General features: G+C 44.0%; 14 protein-coding genes. 8 read left to right on the top strand and 6 right to left on the bottom strand.

Features of this window, described 5'->3' with window-relative positions:
- Positions 1-79: 79 nt before the first annotated feature.
- The 8 genes from B5F77_RS01295 (at position 80) to B5F77_RS01260 (ending at position 12,746) form a co-directional block, all read left to right on the top strand.
- Entirely contained in the window at positions 80-883 is an 804-nt protein-coding gene (locus B5F77_RS01295; RefSeq protein ID WP_087326488.1) for a UDP-2,3-diacylglucosamine diphosphatase, read from the top strand.
- Entirely contained in the window at positions 880-1,995 is a 1,116-nt protein-coding gene (locus B5F77_RS01290; protein WP_087326485.1) for a glycosyltransferase family protein, read from the top strand. The genes B5F77_RS01295 and B5F77_RS01290 overlap by 4 nt, the downstream gene beginning before the upstream one ends.
- Positions 1,996-2,408: 413 nt before the next feature.
- Positions 2,409-4,499 (top strand): RNA degradosome polyphosphate kinase, encoded by a 2,091-nt coding sequence (locus B5F77_RS01285; protein ID WP_087326739.1) that lies wholly within the window; start codon positions 2,409-2,411, stop codon positions 4,497-4,499.
- Positions 4,489-5,403 (top strand): exopolyphosphatase, encoded by a 915-nt coding sequence (locus tag B5F77_RS01280; protein WP_087326481.1) that lies wholly within the window; start codon positions 4,489-4,491, stop codon positions 5,401-5,403. Before B5F77_RS01285 ends, B5F77_RS01280 begins: the two co-directional genes overlap by 11 nt.
- A gap of 787 nt (positions 5,404-6,190) precedes the next feature.
- Positions 6,191-10,261 (top strand): DUF6383 domain-containing protein, encoded by a 4,071-nt coding sequence (locus B5F77_RS01275; protein ID WP_140392787.1) that lies wholly within the window; start codon positions 6,191-6,193, stop codon positions 10,259-10,261.
- A gap of 307 nt (positions 10,262-10,568) precedes the next feature.
- The gene (locus tag B5F77_RS01270; RefSeq protein WP_087326475.1) at positions 10,569-10,895 is read left to right on the top strand and encodes a PadR family transcriptional regulator; all 327 of its coding nucleotides are present in this window, start codon (positions 10,569-10,571) and stop codon (positions 10,893-10,895) included.
- 12 nt (positions 10,896-10,907) lie between these two features.
- Complete coding sequence (locus B5F77_RS01265; RefSeq protein ID WP_087326473.1) at positions 10,908-11,996, top strand: PspC domain-containing protein; 1,089 nt, start codon at positions 10,908-10,910, stop codon at positions 11,994-11,996.
- Positions 11,997-12,017: 21 nt separating this feature from the next.
- The gene (locus B5F77_RS01260) at positions 12,018-12,746 is read left to right on the top strand and encodes a DUF2807 domain-containing protein (protein ID WP_162607933.1); all 729 of its coding nucleotides are present in this window, start codon (positions 12,018-12,020) and stop codon (positions 12,744-12,746) included.
- A 361-nt stretch (positions 12,747-13,107) separates the two neighbouring features.
- Here B5F77_RS01260 and B5F77_RS01255 read toward each other — a convergent pair whose 3' ends face one another.
- The 6 genes from B5F77_RS01255 to B5F77_RS01230 all read right to left on the bottom strand — a co-directional run bounded on the left by B5F77_RS01255 (position 13,108) and on the right by B5F77_RS01230 (position 23,070).
- Complete coding sequence (locus B5F77_RS01255; RefSeq protein ID WP_087326467.1) at positions 13,108-13,503, bottom strand: HIT family protein; 396 nt, start codon at positions 13,501-13,503, stop codon at positions 13,108-13,110.
- A gap of 17 nt (positions 13,504-13,520) precedes the next feature.
- Entirely contained in the window at positions 13,521-13,991 is a 471-nt protein-coding gene (gene greA / locus B5F77_RS01250) for a transcription elongation factor GreA (RefSeq protein WP_087326464.1), read from the bottom strand.
- A gap of 198 nt (positions 13,992-14,189) precedes the next feature.
- Entirely contained in the window at positions 14,190-15,341 is a 1,152-nt protein-coding gene (locus B5F77_RS01245) for a redoxin domain-containing protein (RefSeq protein ID WP_087326463.1), read from the bottom strand.
- Between the two features lie 78 nt (positions 15,342-15,419).
- On the bottom strand, positions 15,420-16,304 hold the full coding sequence (locus B5F77_RS01240; protein WP_087326460.1) for a CPBP family intramembrane glutamic endopeptidase: 885 nt from the start codon (positions 16,302-16,304) through the stop codon (positions 15,420-15,422).
- 131 nt (positions 16,305-16,435) lie between these two features.
- On the bottom strand, positions 16,436-18,616 hold the full coding sequence (gene pnp / locus B5F77_RS01235; RefSeq protein WP_087326737.1) for a polyribonucleotide nucleotidyltransferase: 2,181 nt from the start codon (positions 18,614-18,616) through the stop codon (positions 16,436-16,438).
- Positions 18,617-19,197: 581 nt separating this feature from the next.
- Entirely contained in the window at positions 19,198-23,070 is a 3,873-nt protein-coding gene (locus B5F77_RS01230; protein WP_087326457.1) for a DUF6383 domain-containing protein, read from the bottom strand.
- Positions 23,071-23,633: the final 563 nt, after the last annotated feature.

Here is a 23,633-nt window from a genome sequence, read left to right as displayed (position 1 = left end):
AAAGAAATGTAACCCGAAACACACAATGCCGTCATATCCAGGCGGTAATTTTGAGTGTTCAAAATAGAAAAACAAGTAAATGTATTTACGAAAACATTATCGCACCATTGTCCTGTCGGACATCCATTTGGGAACTTCGCATTCTAAAGTGAAGGAAGTGAGTAATTTTCTACGAGCTGTCAATTGCGACCGTCTGATTCTGAATGGAGACATTATTGATGGTTGGCATATGAAGCGTAACGGAACGCGAAAATGGCAATCGAACCATACGCAATTCTTTAAAATCCTTATGAAGATGATGGAGAAATGTGGAACGGAAGTAATCTATGTACGAGGAAACCACGACGATTTTCTGGATAACCTCGCACCTATTCGTTTTGCGAACATTCAAATCGTAAAAGATTATGTGCTCGAATCGAACGGGAAACGTTATTTCGTTACGCATGGCGATGTGTTTGACCGTGTCACTTCTCAAATGCGCTGGTTGGCTTATTTGGGTGATTTGGGGTATACTTTCTTGCTTTGGTTTAATAGTTGGTATAACCGTTATCGGGCTTGGCGCGGGAAGCCTTATTACTCGCTTTCGCAACGCATCAAGCAGAAAGTAAAGACGGCTGTTTCGTATATTTCAGATTTTGAACAGACGCTGTCTGAATTTGCGTCGGCTCGTAAATACGATGGTATCATTTGTGGGCACATTCATCATCCGGACAATACGTATTATGGTAAAATTCATTACCTTAATTCGGGCGATTGGGTAGAAACGCTTTCTGCCTTGGCCGAAGATGAAGAGGGGAATTGGAACGTTTTGTATTATACGGAAGTGGAAAGTGATAGCTTGCAAGCGTCTCAAACGCTTCCTAATGTATCGTCTGCCTCATGAAGTGTATTTTTATTGTACAAGGTGAAGGACGCGGGCATTTGACGCAATGCATCGCGTTGGAGAATATTTTGCGGAGCCATGGGCACGAAGTGGTAAAGGTATTAGTGGGGAAAAGCTTTTCGCGTCAGATTCCGGATTTCTTCCGGCGTAATATCCACGCGCCTATCGAACGCTTTGAAAGTCCGAACTTCTTGCCTACGCCGGCTAATAAACGAAATACGTTGACGCGCAGCGTAGCTTACAATATGTTCCGCATACCAGCTTATTTGCGTAGCATTCGTTTCCTGAAGAAAAGCATTACGGAAAGTGGGGCGGATGTGGTCATTAATTTCTACGAACTCCTGACGGGTATGGCCTATGCGCTTTATTCTATTAATACGCCGCAGATTTGTATCGGCCATCAATACCTGTTTCTACATAAAGATTTCCCGCTTCCGGAAAAGAACCGGTCGGAAATCCGGTTGCTCAACCTCTTTTCTCGCCTGACGTGCATCGGCGCTTGCCAGAAATTGGCGCTTTCGTTTAAGGCCATGGACGACGATACGGCCAGCAATATCCGTGTGGTGCCGCCGCTCTTGCGTAAAGAGGTCTTTGCCCTGCATCCGACAAAAGGAGACTACATCCACGGCTACATGCTCAATTCTGGTTTTGCCGAGAATGTAATGGCATGGCACAGACAGCGTCCCGACGTTCCGCTCTGTTTCTTTTGGGACCGGCGGGGCGAAAAGGAGGTAAAGCAGGTCGATGCGACGCTCAGTTTTCATCCGCTCGACGACAAGACGTTTCTCGAGAAGATGGCGGGATGTTTGGCGTATGCCAGCACCGCCGGTTTCGAATCTATTTGCGAAGCGATGTATTTGGGCAAGCCGATTCTCATGGTGCCGGCTCATATCGAACAGGATTGTAACGCTTTGGATGCCACGAGCAATGGCGCCGGCATCATTTCCGAGGATTTCAACCTGGATAAACTGTTGGCATTTGCCCGCACCTACGAACCGGATGCCCGCTTCCATGCGTGGGTCGACAGTGCGCCGCAAGCCATCTTGCATGCGCTTCGTCCGGATGTGCTCGAACGCTACGTTTCCAAGATGCGCGCCGCCGGGGAATTTTGAACCCTTTTCCATTCTTTGAACAGGTCTGCAAAGGGGTTTGCAAGGTTGCCGCAATTTGCAGGAGGTCTGCAAAGGGGATTGCAAGGTCGCTGCAATTTGCAGGAAGTCTGCAAAGGGGATTGTAAGGTCGCTGCAATTTGCAGGAGGTTTGCAAAGGGGATTGCAAGGTCGCTGCAATTTGCAGGAGGTTTGCAATCGGAATTGTAAAGTTGCCGCAACCTTGCGGAAGGTTTGCAAAGGGGATTGCAAGGTTGCTGCAGTTTGCAGGGGTTTGCAATCGGAATGGTAGGCTCATTTTCAGGCTGTAAAAGGGGCGGGGTTTCAGATTTCACACGAAATTCATATCTAAAAGGATAAAAGATTCAAAAATAATGTTTACCTTTAGCGAGGCTATTGAAAACAGTACATTTATCATGAAAATAAAGAACAATAAAACGTATTTACCCAGAGATATCAGCTGGATGTACTTTAACCGTCGTATTTTGCAAGAAGCATGCAAAGAAAACGTTCCGCTGCTGGAACGGATGAGTTTTTTGGGCATTTATTCCAACAATTTGGATGAATTTTTTCGGGTACGTGTAGCGTCGCAAAACCGTATTGCTGAGTGTGAAGACAAAGAGGCGCGGCAGAATCGCTTGGAAGCATTAGATATTTTGAAGGAAATTACCAAATTGAACTCTGAATATGCGAAGGATTTCGAACTGGCCGTACGTGAGATTACCCAGAAACTGAAAGAAAACAACATTTATTTGGTCAAAGAGGACGAACTGGACGAAGAACAGCTCCAATTTATCTATAATTTTTACCAACAGAACTTGAACGGGCGCGTGATACCGGTTTGGTATTCCGCTATTAAGCAGATGAATGTCGAGAACGACGAGAATATTTACTTGGCTGTCAAGATGCATCGCGAGGGGGCAGGCAAACGTCCGGCTTCGGAATATGCTTTTCTGGAATTGCCGGTATCCATTTGTGGACGTTTCGTACGCTTGCCGGATAAAGGAGAGAAGCGCTATTTGATGTATTTGGACGATGTCATCCGCTGTTGCCTTCCTTATATCTTTTGTGGACAGCATTATACGGATTTCGAAGCCTATTCGTTTAAGTTTACCCGCGATGCGGAAATGGAAATCGATAACGACCTGCGCAATGGCATGTTGCAAAAGATATCGAAAGGCGTGAAGAGTCGCAAACGGGGCGAACCGCTTCGAGTGCTCTACGACGCCATGATGCCGAAAGCACTCTTGAAGCAGGTCCTGAATGCGTTGTATCTGGATAAACTGGATACGGTGCTGGCAGGCGGACGTTATCATAACCACAAGGACTTTATGAAGTTTCCTGATTGCGGACGTTCGGATTTGAAATATCCGGCCTGGACGCCTATTTTGAAGAAAGAGCTTTCAGGGTCGGAAAGTATCTTGCAATTGATTCGGGAGAAAGACCGCTTTATCCATGTGCCTTACCATAGTTTCGATTCCTATATCCGCGTCTTGCAAGAAGCGGCTATCAGCAAAGAGGTGAAGAGCATTAAGACCACACTCTATCGCTTGGCGAAAGACTCGAAAGTGGTGAAGGCGCTTATTGGCGCGGCTCGCAACGGGAAGAAGGTGACGGTCGTTATCGAACTTCTGGCGCGTTTCGACGAAGCATCGAATATCAATTGGTCCAAGCGGATGCAAGATGCGGGTATTCATGTTATCTTTGGTGTCGAAGGATTGAAGGTGCATTCCAAGATTACACATATTGCGATGAAGAGTGGCGCGGATATTGCTTGTATCAGTACCGGGAACTTCCATGAAGGGAATGCCCGTACGTATACGGATTATATGTTGATGACGGCGTCGCGCCCTGTCGTGCGGGATGTGAATGCGGTGTTTGATTTTATCGAACGTCCCTATTCAATGACTCGTTTTAAGGAATTGTTGGTATCGCCCAACGAGATGAAGAACAAGTTCCTTCGTCTCATCAACGAGGAGATTAAGAACAAAGAAGCCGGGAAACCTGCCTATATCAGGATAAAAATCAATCATATTACCGATGTATATATGGTAAAGAAGCTCTACGAAGCGGCAGAACGGGGTGTGCCCGTCGATTTGCTGGTGCGTGGTAATTGTTCGCTTTATACGAAGTTGCCGGAATTGAATGGCAACTTGCGCATTACGGGTATTATTGACCGCTATCTGGAGCATTCGCGCATCTTTATCTTTGCCGCAGGAGGCGAAGAGAAGATTTTTATCGGTTCGGCAGATTGGATGCCTCGGAATTTGGACAATCGAATCGAGGTGGTGACGCCTGTTTACGACCCCGATGTCAAAGAGGACTTGAAGCGGGTGGTCGATTATGGTTTGCATGACACGTTGCAAGGTCGTATCGTGGACGGAAAGGGAACGAATGCTTTCCCGGAAGTCGCTGAGACAGGGTATTTCCGTTCGCAAGAAGCGCTCTACCAATATTATTTAGCGAAAGAAACAAACGTAGACAAACAAAATAACCATGAAGAGTAAAACTTATGCAGCTATAGACATCGGCTCGAATGCCGTTCGTCTGTTAATCAAGAAAGTGACGCGAATCGAAAGTACCGGAGAGGATAAATTCTCGAAGGTACTGTTGTTGCGTATTCCGTTGCGGTTGGGTTTTGATGTGTTCGAAAAGGGAGAGATTTCTCCGGTCAAAGAGGAGCGGATGCGCCGCCTCATGAAGGCGTATCGCCACCTGATGAAGATTTATGAAGTGGATTCGTTTCGGGCGTGTGCTACTTCGGCCATGCGTGATGCGAAGAATGGGAAGAGTATTATCAAGAAGATTGCCAAGAGTACGGGCATCCAGATTGAAATCATCGACGGCCAAGAAGAGGCACAGATGATTTATAACAATCACATTGAGTGTATGGAAGACCGGAATGGGAATTATATGTACGTCGATGTGGGCGGTGGTAGTACGGAAGTTAATCTGTTGGTAAATGGGGAGTTGGTTTACTCTCGTTCATTTAATATCGGAACGGTTCGTATCTTAACGGACGGCGTGACGGAAGCGGCTTGGCAACAAATGCGCGACGAGATTGCAGCGCATACGAAAGATTATCCTGTTATCAATATTATCGGTTCGGGTGGAAACATCAATAAATTGTATAAATTGATAGATAAGAAGGATAAACGCCGCAAGCGGATTCCTATTTCTTCCTTGCAAAGCATTTATGATAAGCTCAAAATACTTACGCCGGAGGCTCGTATGGATGCATTCAACCTGAAACCGGACCGTGCCGACGTGATTGTCCCTGCTTCCGAAATATTCCTTTGCATTGCGGAGGTCATTCATGCAGAATATATTTATGTCCCAGAGATAGGACTTTCCGATGGTATCATCGACGATCTTTTTGCTGCCGACCAAAAAGCGGAGCGCGAGGTATGATAAATTCCTAAAAGATTGGGCGGTATGTCATAATGAATGTATGGCACACTGAACACTGATTTAATAGATAACCACAGGTTTATTTAGTTATAAATCAATAAAAAAAGAATCTGCGGTCATCTGTTAAATCAGTGTTATCAGTGTGCCATTTTCTATTTAGGACACACGCCTCTAATCGCTCGCGATTCTCGTTATAAATGAAAAGGATTCTCGTTATAAACGAAAACGATTATAGGCATAAATGAATCTTGATATAAAGAGGTTCTATTTTTTTGTCGTTAAGTTCAAGTTTATCCTCCAAACCTTAGGGTTTCGTCCTCAAAAGTCTTGGTTTCGGATAAAAACCTAAAAGTTTTTGCTCAAATCTCTTGCTATTTCATTTTTCCTCCTTACCTTTGCATCGATTCCGCAGCGGAGAGCGTTTCCGCCTTTGGGAATCATTGAAATATTGACAAGTATTTACGGAGATTATTCCTGCTTTGAAAATCTGACAAATTTTTAAGAACAATTGGAATAGTGGACAGTAAATGCTTGCGCTTTCAACCGATTATTAAATGGAAGGTTTCCTATATTCGTGCATATCATAGTATATGTATCAGTGCAGGGAAACTGAATATATAATCGTATAAGCGCGGGCTGTTGTTCTATTATTAATTGTTCGGGTTTTGTCAGAGCCTCAAAGCAAATAATAGAAACGCCCGCGCTTTTTTTGTGTCCGGACCTTAAGAAGCTACGGCGTGCTCTATGACTCTCCACTATATTATTAATCTTTTAATTACAATTTAAAATGAACAAAAAAGTACTTACGCTTTGCACGGCGATGTTGCTTAGTGGTTCGTCATTGGTTTATGCCAGCGACTATGTCAACAAATGGACATGGGATTGGCAAACAGAACTGTCTGAATTTACCAGCGGCAAACCTGTAACATTGTCTGAAGATGGCTTGACAATGACCGTTAATGGTGATGTTGAGTATTCAGACCAAAGAAATTTCCTTTTGATTGATAAGGCTAATTTCGTATTGGATGGAAATCAACATATCTGGAAGGGTCGTATCGTTATTACTGGTGAAAATGTAACCATTAAAAATTTCAAGAACATTGATTACAAAAATGTAATGGTTTATGGAAATGCTGGTGAAGATGGAACAGTAATCGAAAACAAGAGTGCTATTACAGTATTTGCAGGAAGTGTTAACATTGAAAATAACACAATTACAGTAAGTAGTACTTCTGCAGATGACAATCATGTAGCAAATGGTATTACAATTTATCCTACATCTGCTGCTCCTAAGTATAACATCACTGATAATAAGATTTTAAATGCAAACGAGATTGCTGCTGGTGATGAAACATGGCCTGCATCTCCTGCATTTGGTATTGAAATTATTGGTAATATTTCTGGAGGAACGGATAATGGATACACTTATTTCGAAAGTGAAAGTGGTAAGTCATTTGTTACAATTACAGATTTCTCAGGAATTAACCTTGAAGGCACAACTGTAGAAAATTCTGCTACTGATTACGCTTATATTGAAGCTTCTGGAAAGATCCCGTCTGAAACTAAGGATGGTGATGTTTATAAAGTTGTTAAGATAGAACCTAACGATAGCAATGCTGAAGCTATTAAAAAAGCATTAACAAATGCTGCTGATAATGCGACTATCGAGTTTGACGGCACAAGCGAGCAATTGGTAGCTATCTTAGGTGATACGGATGTAAAAGCAAATGTAGCTGTTCAGTGTGCCGGTGATGAAACAAATGTGCTGTTTGGTACACCTGATAAGATAGAGAATGGTTGGCCTTCTCAGACACAAGGGATGGCAGATGCAGTATGGGGAGACTATGTTGGTATGAAAGGCGACGGAACAACAGATAAGGTTGTCTTGATTATCGATGGTTATGCCGTTAAAGCTACTCAGGACGAAAATGGTAATGTAACTTATAGTTTGGATGAGTATTTGCCAAGTAGCACAGATGAAGATAATTTACCGTCTCAGTATCACTACACATTGACTCCATACGAATATGCTCCGGGCAAGTATGTATTGCGTGTGAAAGATTCCTATGATAACTGGTTAAAGGTCGGTAATGAGTTTGTTACAGTTAATAATGTAGGTGTAACAAAAGATTCTAAAGGTGGATGGTTATTCAATAACAAAGCACTTGGAAATAACAACGTAGTATTCCCGACAGAATTGGAATTGATGTCAGGCAAAGATTATGTTGTTGAAGAAGGCAATGAATTGACGACATCTTCTGACATAACTAAAGCTCAGAAATTCGGAACAGCCAAGATCAGCCAAGCATTTATGTATGCTGAAGATTTGTTGAATCGCTTTGGTGAATACTTCACGTTAGGTGTTACTTATACAACTAAAGATGAGTATGGAAATGATGTTGAAGTAGATTTGACAAGCATCTTCAAAGGCGAGTTGACGCCGGTACAATGGGATGAGACTGGTTATTATGCAGGAAAAGCTTGGTATCGTAAAGCTTATGATAACGAAAACAAGTTCATGTTGATCAATGAAAACAACATGATTCTTGCCTTGAATACGAATCCTAAAACAGGTTGGTCCTCTGGAACAGATGTTCATGCATACAAATTGGAATTAATCACTCCAAAGCAATATGCAGAAGATACAAAGGGTTACTACAGAACAACATTTACTATTGAGTACAAAGCGGGTGATAATGCTGCGACTACAAAAGATATCACAAACGTATATGTACAGGATAATGGTCGTTTGATTCCGATTGGTTGCTATTTGGATGGTCAAACACCTGTATTAGCTGGTAAGGGTTCTGCTTCTATACAGGAAGTTGAGTTTACTTTGAACGCTTCTGCTGTAGTAGATGCTTCTAAGTGGTTGACTACTCCGTCTTATTACATGGTTGAAGTAGCTAATAAGAATACCAAATCAAGCCTTTATGGCAAGGTATTAGGTTTGAACGAAAGTGGCAATGTCACTTATGTAGCTCCGACGAAGACGAACATCAACTTGCCAGAAGGTCAGTTCGCTATCACTTACGATGCAGCAACCGGTAATTATACATTGACGAATCGTGAGAACAACCACAAGACTTATACGTTGAGAGGCTCCGATTTGTATAATACAGGTACAACTAACGTATTTGCTTATCGTGGCAGCAATTCAATGGATACGTTGAAGATTACTCCGGTAACGCTGTACACTTCTGCTGATGGTTTCCGTCGTATCTCTCCTGTGGATTTGAATGCAAATACTTATGAGATTGCATTGAACACAATTGCAGGTCCGCTCTATGTAATCGAAAACCATAACGACAAGCATCGCATTGGTTTGGATGCAGAAGAGGCTACGGCTTGGCGTATTGAACAGCCAACGGTTAAAGTAAATGACATCACAGGCGACTTCGACCATTATGCAGCTGATACGGTTTCTGTTTACACGCCGATTAACTACTATGTAGCTGGTACAGGTTGGGTAAATACACAAAACACGAATCCGAAGGGTAAATATTACGCTCCGAATACAGAGTTGTTGATTCCGACCTACATCTTGAAGAATACGGCTACGGATGAATACTTCAATGGCAAGAATGGTTCAGAAGAAGCAGGTAACGAATACTATGTATGCAATGAGGACGAAAAGACGGCTACACGCTTAGCTTTGAAATTGGCAGGTGATAGTACAGTTGTTTTAGTTCCGGTCTATAACGATAGTTATGCAGCTACTTATAAGGAAGGTGATTATACTTACACTATGGGTAGAGACTGGATTGCTGGTGCAGAAGTTTCTGAATCTGTTTATGATACTTATGCTTCTGCAAGCAATATGCATCTGTCTTCTAATAAGGTTATCGGCGGTACAACAGACATCGACGGTAAGGGTGTATTGAAAGACGTAGCTCTCTATTCAGCTACCTCAAACGACCTCTTCGTCATCGAAGAAACAGGTGCTCGTACTTACAAGCTCTTGAACCAGGATGACAAGATTGCGATCTCGTTGATGGAAAACAACGACGAAGTGATCTACGAAGATGGCGCGTTTGCAAACATCGACAATGCGCAGGCTTACGATATTAACCCGACATTGTATGTGGATACGGCTTACATCAACCGTCCGGGCAACTATCGTTACGAATACCTGTTGTCAGTTCGTCCGCTCCGCGTAGATAGCATTGAATCTTGCAACAATCCGAACCACGAACATCCGCGTACGACCTTCACAGAGGGCGACTTCTTGGTAGTAATGCGTGATTCGATGGATGTTGAAGACGACAAGAATGTACATAACAACAAGTATGCTTACAATGGTCAACCGAAATTGGCATTCGTTTCAGGTATCCACCAGAATGATACATTGTATTATACGAATGCTGCCGGTGAAATCATCGACAAGGAAGAAGTGGGCAACGCTAAGTACAGCTTCGCTAAGTTCGCCTTCAAGATGATCAACGAAGCCAACAACGAGTTCGTAATTGAAACAGCTTACGGCTATACTCCGGTTAAATGGGTGAACGGCGAACCAGTAGAATACGAAGTATCTAAGGGTTATCTCCGTTGGGACAACAGCTTCTTGGTTGTAACTCCGAACCTCGATGACGCTGAACACTTCACGATGGAAGCAAGCGAACTCAACGCTACTTCTAATGAAGAAATCTCTGCTGAGAACAGCGCAGTAAGCGTAACAGCTACCGACGGCGCCGTAACTATCAAGGGTGCGGAAGGCAAGAACGTAGTCATCGCTACTATCCTCGGTAAAGTCGTAGCTAACGAAGTTATCAATAGCGACAATGAGACGATTGCAGTTCCGGCTGGTATCGCAGTGGTATCGGTAGACGGCGAAAGCTTCAAAGTCGTAGTGAAATAAATGAAGAAGAATATTGTTCATAACATTTAAATTTTAGTTATTAATAAATAGTTAATAAGCTGCATCAGCCCCTCGCGAGAGTCGCCGCAGCGCATAAACGTTAGTATTAATATTAGTAGAAAATTCTATTCAAAGCGCTTCCCTCTGTGAAGATCGAAGCGTAAAACTTTTAAGAGCCTCTTTCCATTTCGGTGGGAAGGGGTTTTTTTATGGGAATATCTATATTAAAATAATCTAAATATAGGTACTATGTATTGCAAGATACAAAGGCTTTGCCTATTTTTGTGCCGTAATAAGGAAAAGAGCTATGAATGCAGAGAATGTAAAATCGCAGATGCGGAAGGGGACGCTTGAATACTGCATCCTTCTTCTATTGAAAAAAGAGCCGGCTTATACCTCGGATATTATCCAGAAGCTGCAGGAAGCTCGCTTAATTGTGGTGGAAGGGACGCTCTACCCGCTCTTGACGCGCTTGAAAAATAGCGGGTTGCTGAGTTATCGCTGGGTAGAATCTACGCAAGGCCCGCCTCGGAAGTATTATCAACTGACTGAGCAAGGCGAGTCTTTCTTGCAGGAGCTGGAGGCTTCATGGCAACAGCTGACGGATACAATTAATCATATCAAAAACAGTTAAAAACGAAAAAGCATGAAAAAGACACTGACTATCAATCTGGGTGGTTCGGTTTTCAATATCGATGAAGACGCGTACCAATTACTCGACAAATATTTGAATAATCTGCGGATACACTTCCGTAAAGAGGAGGGGTCAGACGAGATTATGAACGATTTTGAGTTGCGTATCTCGGAGCTGTTTAGCGAACGGATGCGCCTCGGCTACCAGGTGATTTCGATTGAACAGGTCGAAGAGGTGATTGCCCGTATGGGGAAGCCGGAAGAGCTCTTCGACGACGAGAAGCAGGAGGAAGATGCGGTAACTGAACCTTCTGTCGAAAAAACTACTTATCGCAAACGCCTGATGCGCGACCCGGATAATAAGATTATCGGCGGTGTAGCAGGGGGCTTGGCGGCCTATATGGGATGGGACGCGACGGCTATCCGTATCCTCTTTTTCCTTCTCATCTTTTTGCATGGCGTCATGATTCCTATTTATCTCTTGCTCTGGATTATCATGCCGATAGCACGTACGGCTACAGAGAAACTCGAGATGCGGGGCGAGAGTGTCACAATCGAAAACATCGGAAAGACCGTCACGGGCGGGTTCGAGAAGGTAGAGCACAATGCCCGCGAGTTTATCCAATCTGACAAGCCGCGTAATTTGTTCCAGAAGCTGGCCGATGCGTTAGTGCAAATCATTGGTTTTGTGCTGAAGTTCCTCGTGGTGCTGGTGGGAGTCATTTCGCTTCCGGTACTGGTTTTGGTGCTCTTTGTGCTGATGGCGTTGGTCTTCGCGCTGTTGGTGGGCGGTTCGAGTCTTCTCTATCAAATTTCTCCCTTCGGTTGGGACTTTTATGCAGGGGCTCCTTGGGGCTTGGTCATCATGGGTTGCATTAGTTTTATCCTCTTCTTGGGGATTCCGGTCTTCTATATTGGTTATGCGATTTGCCAGTCGTTCTTTCATGTCAAACCGTTGAATGCATCGGCTAAGTGGACGTTGGTTATCCTTTGGTGCCTCTCTATCATCTTAACCGGCATTTATTTCTATCAGACAGGGCTGAGCGGCTGGAACTCATTGCCTTGGCATTGGCAGGGACATGGCGTTCGTTTTACAATCTAATAATAGAATAATACAATGAAGATGAAAAAGATAGCATATTGGTTCATAGGATGCCTGGTCGGATTGACGGCTTGCCAATGGAATGTCCGGCAGGTGGAAGGAAACGGGACAATTATTCAGAAAGAAATTCCGATAGCGGATTATAAGTATGTGTCGGCCACGGGGAATAACCTCGAAATCCAATATACGCGTTCGGACGAAGCACCGGCTCTCTCGGTCTCGTGCGACGAGAACATCTGGCCGTTGGTCGAGATTCGGGTCTCGAACGACACCTTGACCATCGAACCGAAACCGGGCGAAATCTTGATGAGTCCTACTCATTTTGTGGTGCAAACTTGTTCGAAGGAACTGGCTACAGTGAATCTGGCGGGTGATGTCGACTTTGCCGTACAAGACTCTTTGAAATCTAATCGCTTGACGGTGAACATGGCTGGTAAATGCCTGATATCCGCCCAAGCCCTGGATATCCATCACCTCGAATTGAACTTGGCCGGTAAATGCGAAACAGACCTGCATGGTAAAGCCGAAAACGTGGAGCTGAACCTCGCCGGGAAATGCGATTACGAAGCGCTAAGCCTCGAAACCGGTAGTCTGAAGTGCAATACAGCGGGCAGTTGTTCGCTCCAGGTGTTCGTGAACGACCGTATCGAGCTTCATCCCGTCGGCATTTGTAACCTCTCCTATAAAGGCAATCCGCAGATCGTTCAAGAAGGGGTGAACGTAGGGAATATCAAGCAGATTACCGAATAACCTACCCCCCTGCACAGAATCTCCTTCTTATCCTTATAAGTCTCGTCACCGTAATGTGGATAGGAGATGCAGGCACACAGCCATACGGTTGTCTTTTCCGCTTATACTAAGCGAATTCGTTCCGCTTAATTAAGATGATTGTCTCCGCTTAGCTAAGCGGAATTCTTCATCTTACTTTAAGCGGAGGAGGTAATCCTGTATACGTGAGGGCGATGAGTGTTAGTATGTGTAGGTGCCACTTCTATATAGGGTAGGCAGCACATCGTAATCAGGTATTTTTAAACATAGAAAGACACAAAGACACGGTTTTCATTTATGCTCCGTGGCTCTGTGTCTCTGTATTTTAACTATGTAAGGGATGTTATTCGAATGCAGCGCTAATCTTGGCCGCTATGTCGGCCAATTCCGCTTGCGTCATTTCGAGTTTCTTTCCCCCGAAATACATGTCTGATTCCTTCGTGATGGGCACCAAGTGGATATGGGCATGGGGCACTTCCAGTCCCATGACGGCCAGTCCGACGCGTTTGCACGTGATAGCTCTTTCTTGCGCGCGAGCCACCCGTTTGGCGAATGCCATCATGCGGCCCAGCTTTGCGTCGTCGATATCAAAGATATAATCGATTTCTTGCTTGGGAATCACCAATGTATGTCCTATGGCTACCGGATTGATATCCAGAAAAGCAAAGAACTCGTCGTTCTCGGCTACTTTGTGGCTGGGGATTTCACCGGCCACGATCCGACTGAATATACTTGCCATCGTTTCTTTCCTCCTTATTAAATCGAAATATCCATAATCTCGAAGTTCATCACGCCCGACGGGACTTTAATTTCGACCACGTCGCCCACTTTCTTGCCCAACAGGCCTTGTGCGATAGGCGTACTAATGGCAATTTTACCCTCTTTCAGGTTGGCTTCCGAGTCGGAAACCAGCGTATACGTCATCACGGCATTGTTCTTCGTGTTCTTGATTTTCACTTTATTCAAGATTTGCACTTCGTCTGTTTGCACGCGTGATTCGTCAATCAAGCGGGCGTTGGCAATCAGGCCCTTCAATTGAGCCAATTTAGCTTCCATGATGCCCTGTGCTTCTTTAGCTGCATCATATTCTGCATTTTCCGACAAGTCACCTTTATCTCGTGCCTCTGCGATTTGGGCAGAGATTTCGGGACGTTTCACATTCTCCAAGTAATCAATTTCGGCCAATATCTTATTGTAGCCGTCTTTGGTCATGTAACTAACAGGCATAATAATCCTCCTATTTTTTGTTTATTATTATTTCTTCGTGCAACAAAAAAAGAATCCCGGTCAATCGGCGTTGACCGGAACTCCTTGTATCTTTCTTTCGTAAAGACTTCGCAAATATAGGCGAAGTTTTGCAGCGGTGCAAGTTTTTCTACCTGCTTTATAACATGTTTTTGGCGGAAGGGTTTGGCATGGTTTATGTTAGAGCACCGTCTTTAAAGCCTCTTCCAGCCGTTGCGTGTTATCCTCACGCTTGGCCACATTCCCTTTTCGGTCCAATACAAACACGGCAGGCAGTTGTTTGACATTATATAAAGCCGCCACTTCGGAATAGGCCGTCTTGGGGTCGCGCACGCAAGTCCAAGGCAGGTTCGAAGCTGCATTTTTCCAGAAGTGTTCGTCTGCGTCGAGCGAAATCTGATAGATCTTCAATCCCTTGTCTGCATATTTCGAATAGAGGCGGTTCAACTCCATATTCAATGCAGGCGACCATTCGGCTTGGTAAGCCGTAAAGTTTACGATGACGGGCGAATCGAGGGCTATCTCCGAGAGCTTGACCTCCTTCCCATAGATGTTCGGCAGAGAGACTTCGAGGAAACTAATCTCTTGCGTCTTTAGGCGGGATAAATCCAGCTTTCGTTGCCCACGTATCACTTTGATGGATTGTAAAGCCAAGTTGTGCAATTGCTTCGAGCGTGGACTTTCGGGATATAAATGGTCGTAGCTTGTGGCCACCGCCCCATAGGCCCGCGAGTCGTTCTTGTCATATAAATCAAAGAAGAGTAATCCGTTTACCTGCTGGAATAGGGCGTAATAGGCAACTGTCGACATCGGTGCCCCATAAATGTATTTCAAAGCAACCTCCTTATAAGCGGCCGCTGCTTCGTGTACTCGGTTTGCATAAGCCGTATCCACCAGGTGTTTGCGTTCGTATTCCTTGCGGTATTTTTGAATCAGCTGATTCGCATCCAGTTGTGCCAACGTAATCTCTTTCATCGCCTTTGCATTTTCCGAACCCTCTATTTTATAGGAGGTGGCAAACGTGCCGGCATCTGCCCAAATCTGGATATGTTCTGTCGAATCAATAGCAAAGTTGATTAATTGGTTTTTCAACTTCAAGCGATAAAAATCCGGATAGGCAGGACGTTCTTGTTCGAATTCGAATTTCCCGGCGGCATTCAGTTTAACAGAATCCAGGATTTGGACTTCCGCAATCCCTACATTCTCTAAATAGAGGGTTTGTCCATCGGCTCCTGACACAACACCTTCGACCGTAAAACAGGTTTTATCCGCACATGAAGCCAGCAGCCATACTGCCAACCATACGCCTATATGCTTTGTGATAAGTTTCATTTGCGTTGTTTTTATACTTTTTTACGGTGCAAAAATACATTTTTTTAGAATACCTTCCTAATCTTTTATATGAAAATTCTAAACACTTTGTTTAATAAGTCGCGCTACGAGTAAAAAAGCGATGAAGCAGACGAATGCCATGCCGACATAGGGCAAGATGTGTGCGTCTGTGATTTCCCCAGATACCCATTCCTCTTCCTGGAGGCTTTTATCTGAAGATAACAATACCGTAATGGCATTATTGAAGAAATGTGCCGCGACCGGAATCCAAATATTCCGACTCCAGATGAGCAAATAACCGAAATAGGCGCCTAGCAACATGCGGGGAATGAACCCGTAGAATTGCAAATGGATGGCACTAAAAAGGAAAGCAGTTAGCCAAATGGCGGGGTGCGTTTGATGGGTCCATTGCGTAAAAATACGAAGGAGTGCACCTCGGAAAAGGAATTCTTCTGTCACCGCTGCGGTTAGGGCTATGACAATTAGATTCGAGAGCAACGGGCAAAATCCTCCACCAAAGAGGAATACCTCCGTGAGGTGTCTCATCGTCTCTTCTTGTGCTTTCATCCAAGCCTCGATGGGGGCAGCCCATTCTGGGAGGTTCATGTTTTCATTCCAAAGCATGGTGAGGTTGATTGTCGGAATCAGTAAGACCATGCTTAAAAATACCCACGCCAATAGGCGGAGCGAAGGCAACGGGCGGATGTGCAGATACGCCCGCCAATTCATCCCAGACAACCAAGCTGTGGCAAGTGCGGGGACGAGGAATGTCCCTACTGCGGAAGTGAATTGAATTAAGCGCATCGCGTCAGGATGTGCTTCCAGTACAAATGTACCCTTATATATAAAGGTATAAAGCAACATCACAGGTGTAGAAAGGAGCACACTTCCTATACATGCGGATAATAATAAGATAAATAGTTGCCATATAGGCGATTTGTAGGGACGAGCAAACGAATCCATATACCTTCTTTTTTAGAAACGGTTCAAAATTACGAAAAATAGGGCAAACCGGCAAAGAAAAAGGGCCGACCCCTGTAAACAGAAGCCAACCCTTTCGCGCTTTTTTATGTCCGTTTCTTTATTTGCTTGTCTTAACGGTTCCGTCCGTTTCCATTACCGTTGCGTCCACTTCTCGAAGGACGTTCTTCGTATCCTTCGGGTTTCGGCATCAATACACGGTGTGAAAGTTTGAACTTACCTGTCTTAGGATCGATATCCATTAGTTTCACTTTAATTGTATCACCCTCTTTCAGGCCGGCTTGTTCTACGGTTTCGAGGCGACGCCAATCGATTTCAGAAATATGGAGCAATCCATCGCGTCCCGGCATGAATTCCACAAATGCACCATAAGGCATGATGGATGAAATCTTTCCTTCATAGACTTCGCCTACTTCCGGTACAGCCACAATCGCCTTGATAGCACGTAATGCGGCATCGATGCTCTCCTTATTGACAGCTGAAATTTCTACTTTACCTACGCCGTCTACCTCTTCAATCGAGATAGTGGCACCTGTCTTTTCTTGAATTCCTTGGATAATCTTACCGCCTGGGCCGATAATGGCACCAATGTATTCTTTGCCTACCGTAAGCGTTTCGATGCGCGGTGCATGCGGTTTCAAGTCTGGACGAGCTTCCGGTTGAACTTCCAATATCTTGTTTAAGATGTACATGCGTCCTTCGCGAGCCTGCGCTAAAGCCTTCTCCAAAATATCGTATGAAAGTCCATCTACTTTGATATCCATTTGAGTGGCGGTGATACCATCTTTCGTACCAGTTACCTTGAAGTCCATATCTCCCAAGTGGTCTTCATCACCTAAGATATCCGACAAAATAGCGTAGTTCGTACCTTTATTTTCTGAAATCAAACCCATCGCAATACCTGATACTGGTTTCTTCATAGGAACACCCGCATCACGCAAAGCCAAGGTACCGGCACAAACTGTTGCCATCGAAGAAGAACCGTTTGATTCCAAGATATCTGACATCACGCGTACGACGTAAGGGTAATCTTCCGGAATCATCCGCTTCAACGCACGCCAAGCCAAATGGCCGTGCCCTACTTCGCGCCGTCCTACGCCACGTTGTGCTTTGGCTTCTCCTGTCGAGAAGGGGGGGAAGTTATAATGCAGCAAGAATCGTTCTTTGCCTTGCGTTAATACATCGTCGATAATTTTCTCGTCGTCTTTGGTGCCTAATGTCACTGTCGACAAGGATTGTGTTTCGCCACGTGTGAAAATCGCAGCACCGTGAGGACCTGGCAAGCAGTCTGTTTCAATCCAGATGGGGCGGATTTCTGTGGTCTTACGTCCATCGAGGCGTTTGCCTTCGTCCAAAATAGCGCGACGCATAGCCTCTTTTTCTACATCGTGGTAGTAACGGTCGATCATTTCCACTTTTTCGTCCGTTAACTCTTCTTCCGTGAATTGCGATTTGAATTCCTCTACAATGGCATCAAACGCATCGGCGCGCTGGTGTTTGTCGGAACCTGATGTCGCAATGGCGTATACCTTGTCATAGCATTTGTCATGCACATCCTTCCGGAGGTCTTCATCGTTTACTTCGTGGCAATATTCACGTTTCACGGTCGTACCGCATGCTTCCATTAATTCCATCTGGGCTTGGCATTGCACTTTGATAGCCTCGTGAGCTGCCTTGATGGCATCTAGCATTTCAGACTCCTGTACCTCGTTCATTTCGCCTTCCACCATCATGATGTTGTCCAGTGTAGCACCAACCATAATGTCGATATCGGCTTTCTCCAGTTGAGAGAATGTCGGGTTTATCACAAACTTTCCATCGATTCGTGCCACACGGACTTCTGAAATCGGGCCATTAAACGGAATATCTGAAACCGCTAATGCCGCCGAAGCAGCTAATCCTGCCAATGCGTCCGGCATATCTTCGCCATCCGCCGAGAACAATATAATGTTAACGTAAACTTCAGCGTGGTAATTATCTGGGAAAAGCGGACGTAACGCGCGGTCCACCAAACGGGCCGTCAAAATTTCATAATCAGAAGCTTTCCCTTCTCGTTTCGTGAAGCCGCCCGGGAAACGTCCAAAAGCAGAAAACTTCTCTTTGTATTCTACTTGGAGCGGCATAAAATCAACTCCGGGATTGGCATCTTTCGCGGCACAAACAGTAGCCAGCAGTACTGTATTGCCCATACGGACTGTTACAGCACCGTCAGCTTGCTTGGCCAATTTCCCGGTTTCGATGGTGATGGTACGTCCATCGCCCAACTCGATCGTCTTGTTAATTGGATTAAGCATAACCTTGTTTATATTTTTCTCATCTGTCAAAAATCGCCGCAAAGGTAATAAAAGTTTGAATGCTATCCCATTGAAATGGCATTAATTTTTTGTTTTTCTCTGTGGGAGGCTTTCCATGCTCCGTCGTTCATCGACGGAAGAATGTGAAAAAATACAAATTGCGTCGACGGTCGACGGAAGTAAGCGGGAAAATCCGTTTTCCGTCGATTGTCGACGCAAATGTCTCGAACGGGATTCTCCGTCGACCATCGACGAGGGGGCTCGTTTGTCATCGACGAGGGGGCTCGTCGACCTTGCACGAAGGAGCACGTCGACTGTTGACGAGGAGGCTCGCTTGTTGTCAACGCCGCGTCAGACGGGAAAAGCCCCTTCTCGGCCGAAACCGAAAAGAGGCTCTTCAGCGTTTTGCGCCCCGGTCTTCCCAGAAGGGAGCGCCTTGAATAGAATTTTTTCTAACGTTTATGCGCTGCGGCGACTCTCGCGAGGGGCACTGAGTAGCTTATTAACTATTTATTAACAACTTAAATTTATAATGTTATGAACTTTAGTTCAATGGATAATTGTCAATTCTCAATTGTCAATTATTTAACGACTACCTTGAAGCTTTCGCCGTCCACTGAAACGACTGCGATACCAGCCGGTACAGCGATCGTCTCGTTATCCGAGTTGATTGTCTCGTTAGCGACAACCTTACCCAAGATAGTAGCGATTACTACGTTCTTGCCTTCTGCACCCTTGATGATGACAGCACCGTCGGTAGCAACGACTGAAACTGCACCTTCAGCGGTGATGGATTCGTTAGCTGTAGCTTCAAGTTCGCTATCTTCCATGGTGAAACGTTCAGCTTCATCTAAGTTCTGAGTTACAACCAAGTGGCCATTATCCCACTTCAGATAACCCTTAGATACTTCATACTCTACAGGTTCGCCATTAATCCATTTAACGGCATCGTAACCATAAGCTGTTTCAACTACAAATTCATTCTCATCTTCGTTGATCATCTTGAAGGCGAACTTAGCGAAGTTGTAGTCAGCATTGCCTACTTCAGACTTAGCAATGATTTCACCGGCAGCATTGGTGTAATATAATGTATCGTTTTGGTGGATACCTGAAACGAATGCCAATTTCGGTTGACCATTGTAAGCATACTTGTTGTTATGTACATTCTTGTCGTCTTCAACATCCATTGAATCGCGCATTACCACTAAGAAATCACCTTCCGTGAATGCTGTACGCGGATGTTCGTGGTTCGGATTGTTGCAATCGTCGATGCTATCCGTGCGGAGCGGACGAACAGACAATAGATATTCATAACGATAGTTGCCCGGACGGTTTACATATGCCGTATCTACATACAATGTCGGATTGATGTCGTATGCCAAACGGTTGTCAATGCCAGCAAACAAGCTATCCTCGTAGATAACTTCATCATTATTTTCTACACGAGAGATAATAATCTTGTTATCTTGAGCCAATGTCTTGTAAGTAGGAGCTTCAGACGGTTCGATAAGGAACAAATCATTTGAAGTAGCTTCGAAACGAGTTACATCTTTCAATACACCCGTATTGGCCGTTGTTCCACCGATAATCTTCTGGTTAGACAAATACAAACCAGCTGCATAGCTTTCATAATAACTTTCAGAAACTGCATGAGCTTTATTTGCTACAACCCAATTACCGTTATTATCTGCATCTGCGCTCCAAGACCATGCCCAGTTATAAACTGGAATCAAGTTTAACGTACTATCACCGACTATCTTCAATGCCATACGCGTAGCACTTGTCTTAGACGGGCAGTAATAATAAGAATTTGCAGCTTCTTCGCTATCAGAATCACCAGATATATATTCATCCGTAGCTGTATTCTTGAAGATGTATGTCGGAATCTTCAATGTAGCTTTCGGGTTGTAATATTTACCCTTGTAATCCTCTTTCATATCCGTAGAAACTTCCTCCATAGAGCCATTGATGCTTACCCAGTAATGGATAGGAACATCTACCGTTACCGTATCCGGAACATAACGGAGCAAATCGCCTGTAACGTCTTCCAAACGTACAGTCGGCATTTCAATGCGCCAATCAGTAGCTTCTTCACGGTCAAGACCAATACGGTGCTTGTCGTCATGATTTTCTACGATGTACAAGTAAGATTGATCTACCAAGTTCATCGAAACGTTGTACGTATTTGCATTCAGATCAGCAGCCGTGAAGCGTTTGAAACCATCCGACGGATCGTAATCGTTAATCGGAGTAATCTTCAACGTATCCATCAAATCATAACGGTTGTCACGGTAAGCGAACAGATGCTTAGCCATATCTACTTCATACAACTTAGATGCTTCGAATGAATAAGTTTCCTTGTTCTCACGATTCTTAAACTCGAAGTAAGCTGGAATTGTTCCTGTTGCTGCCACATAACGGATAGCAAACTCACCTTCCGGTTTCGTGATATCTGTCTTAGTCGGAGCAACGAAGCCAATAGTACCATCTTCTTTCTGACCCAATACCTTACCATAATATTGAGCCTTCTTGTTAGCATTGGCAACTTCTACCTTATAGTAAGACGGAGTAGTCAACCAAGACTTGTAATCTACCAACGTAGTTCCAGCCAATGTAACCTTAACGGGAGCCAAGCCTGTATCGCCTTCGCCTGCCAAGTAAGCAACTTTCTTCGTATCTGTATAGCAACCTAATTGAATGCCATCTACAAAGATGTAATCAATGCTTGTTACTATCGAAGCATCCGTACCCGGAGTATATTGGAAGCTAAACATGGTCTTGTAGTAAGGTTCACGGCCTTCAGCTTGAGCTTCCTTCAAATCAGTTACATATTCTTTTGCAGAAATCAGTTCCAAAGGATAAGCATGGGTAACTGCACCAGAAGACCAAATCTTATCAGGGTCTGTATTCAATGCCAAGATTTCCTGATTTTCATTTATCAACATGAATTTAGTTTTGCCTCCGTTGGCTAAAGTATACCAAGTAGCTCCACTATTGTACTTGTCGTATTCAAATTGAACCGGAATCAACTCGCCTTCGAAGATAGATGTCAAGTCAGTTTCATATTCTTGGTCTCCATCCTTATCATAAGCGATTTCGATAGTGAATGACTTCGCATTACGTTGCAATAACGTAGCTACATTTACAAATGCTTCTTTGATGTCGCCCAAACCAAATTCGGTAGCTTGGCCTTTTACAGAAGTAGTAACTAATTCACCACCTTGCAAAGAAACATAATCATTACCAGCTCTTAAAATGACACCACCTGTCGTAGGCAAAGAGAAACTGCCGTCTTCATCCACAGATATACCTTCGATTGTCACATACTGAACGTTTCCATTTGTATCTTCAATCGCCAAATAACCATCTGTTTCGGCTTCGCTATTTTGCAAACGAACTTCATAGTTACTTGCCCCTGTTTTAACGGCAGCAACCTTCCAAACAGTCTCAACTGCATCGTTTTCATTGTAAGTAACAAGTGTTCCATCTGCAGAAATCACAGTACCATCTATTGTCACCAACGTAACTTTCTCGGCATCCGATTCTGCTGCATCATAAGTAGTAATATCAATAGGCAGCGGCGTATTGGATTCCAAGATCATTCCTGCACCCACCAATGTTTCTCCAATCAACAAGCCATTACCATTATAAGAAACTTGGTTATTGGCCGTTGCTGTTTCAGAAAGAGTTAATTTGCCATCTTCTGTTACAGCCAAGTATTGACCCGATTTCAAGTTCTTATAAGCACCATTTGCTTCAACTACCCAAACAAAACCATCTTCGTTGGCCGGTTTTTCGTCTACCAAAGTCAAACCACTGTTATCTGCAACAGCGGCTCTTGTAGTTTCACTTGCTAATCCGACATACTGGTTGTCAATCATCAACAAGAAAGTCTGTTCCATCTCGTCAATGTTGGCAATAGTTTCGCCTTCTGGAGCTTCTGCCAATTTTGCATATAAGGCAAATTGCGATTGATTACCATTCGCCTTATCAAAGCCCTTTACCAATGAATCTTCTGTACGAGTTAGATATTTGTTTGCTTGTGCACCACTAATACTACTTGAATTAACACGGATATTAAACAATGAATCAACAGGGGTACCAAAAGAAACTGATGCGCTTCCCACTGCTGTATAAGCTTGATTATTTGTCCAAACATAGACAGGACGTCCTTCGTGAGCAAGAGTCCAATAATATTGTCCGGACTTTGCAATAGACACTATATCTGCATCTGTTACTTCTTTTGATGTAGCTTTCCGGACAACCACATTATCCCATGTACCCGAAGCATCTTCAGTAAACGATACAATAGAGTCACCTGCAGCATTCATCAATACGTATTCACCTTCTACTAAATTGTCCTTAGTAGGGTCAACTTTTACGTACTGTGCATTTGCATACACACCTCCCGCGAGTAAGAAACCCGCGCACAATGTAAGTACTTTTTTGTTCATTTTAAATTGTAATTAAAAGATTAATAATATAGTGGAGAGCATAGACAACGCCGTAGCTTCTTAAGGTCCGGACACAAAAAAAGCGCGGGCGTTTCTATTATCGAACTTGAGGTATCTGCAAAAACCCGAGAAACAATAACAGAACAAAGCCCGCGCTTATACGATTATATTTTGATTTCCCTACAGCGATACCATACAATTATGGCTCATGCTTAGGAAATCTCATATTCATCTGTACTTAGCGCAAGCATTTACTGTCCATTATTCCGTTTCTCTAAAATTTTGCAGATTTTCAAGTTCAGAATAATCTCCGTAGTAAATACTTGTCAAAATTTCAATGTGATTCCCAAAGACGGAACGCTCTCCGCTGCGGAATCGATGCAAAGGTAAGGAGGAAAAATGAAATAGCAAGAGTTTTAGCGAAAAACTTTTTAGTTTTTATCCGAAACCAAGGGATTCGAGGACGAAAGTCTGGGGTTTGGAGGATGAAAGCAGAAATAGGAGAGGCAAAAATAAAAAAACGGAGGTATCAAGTTTTTGCTTGATACCTCTGCATACATATA

It is taken from the genome of Parabacteroides sp. An277 (assembly GCF_002159645.1).
In the GTDB taxonomy this organism is placed as follows: domain Bacteria; phylum Bacteroidota; class Bacteroidia; order Bacteroidales; family Tannerellaceae; genus Parabacteroides.
Note: the sequence above shows the minus strand (reverse complement) of the source record. Positions and strands in the feature narration are given on the sequence as shown.

What these genes read in the sequence shown, in the direction of transcription:
- B5F77_RS01240 (WP_087326460.1), bottom strand. Translation starts at nt 16,304, where the DNA reads ATGGATTCGTTTGCTCGTCCCTACAAATCGCCTATATGGCAACTATTT.
- B5F77_RS01265 (WP_087326473.1), top strand. Translation starts at nt 10,908, where the DNA reads ATGAAAAAGACACTGACTATCAATCTGGGTGGTTCGGTTTTCAATATC.
- B5F77_RS01280 (WP_087326481.1), top strand. Translation starts at nt 4,489, where the DNA reads ATGAAGAGTAAAACTTATGCAGCTATAGACATCGGCTCGAATGCCGTT.
- greA (WP_087326464.1), bottom strand. Translation starts at nt 13,991, where the DNA reads ATGCCTGTTAGTTACATGACCAAAGACGGCTACAATAAGATATTGGCC.
- B5F77_RS01230 (WP_087326457.1), bottom strand. Translation starts at nt 23,070, where the DNA reads ATGAACAAAAAAGTACTTACATTGTGCGCGGGTTTCTTACTCGCGGGA.
- B5F77_RS01285 (WP_087326739.1), top strand. Translation starts at nt 2,409, where the DNA reads ATGAAAATAAAGAACAATAAAACGTATTTACCCAGAGATATCAGCTGG.
- B5F77_RS01295 (WP_087326488.1), top strand. Translation starts at nt 80, where the DNA reads ATGTATTTACGAAAACATTATCGCACCATTGTCCTGTCGGACATCCAT.
- B5F77_RS01290 (WP_087326485.1), top strand. Translation starts at nt 880, where the DNA reads ATGAAGTGTATTTTTATTGTACAAGGTGAAGGACGCGGGCATTTGACG.
- pnp (WP_087326737.1), bottom strand. Translation starts at nt 18,616, where the DNA reads ATGCTTAATCCAATTAACAAGACGATCGAGTTGGGCGATGGACGTACC.
- B5F77_RS01255 (WP_087326467.1), bottom strand. Translation starts at nt 13,503, where the DNA reads ATGGCAAGTATATTCAGTCGGATCGTGGCCGGTGAAATCCCCAGCCAC.
- B5F77_RS01270 (WP_087326475.1), top strand. Translation starts at nt 10,569, where the DNA reads ATGAATGCAGAGAATGTAAAATCGCAGATGCGGAAGGGGACGCTTGAA.
- B5F77_RS01260 (WP_162607933.1), top strand. Translation starts at nt 12,018, where the DNA reads ATGAAAAAGATAGCATATTGGTTCATAGGATGCCTGGTCGGATTGACG.
- B5F77_RS01275 (WP_140392787.1), top strand. Translation starts at nt 6,191, where the DNA reads ATGAACAAAAAAGTACTTACGCTTTGCACGGCGATGTTGCTTAGTGGT.
- B5F77_RS01245 (WP_087326463.1), bottom strand. Translation starts at nt 15,341, where the DNA reads ATGAAACTTATCACAAAGCATATAGGCGTATGGTTGGCAGTATGGCTG.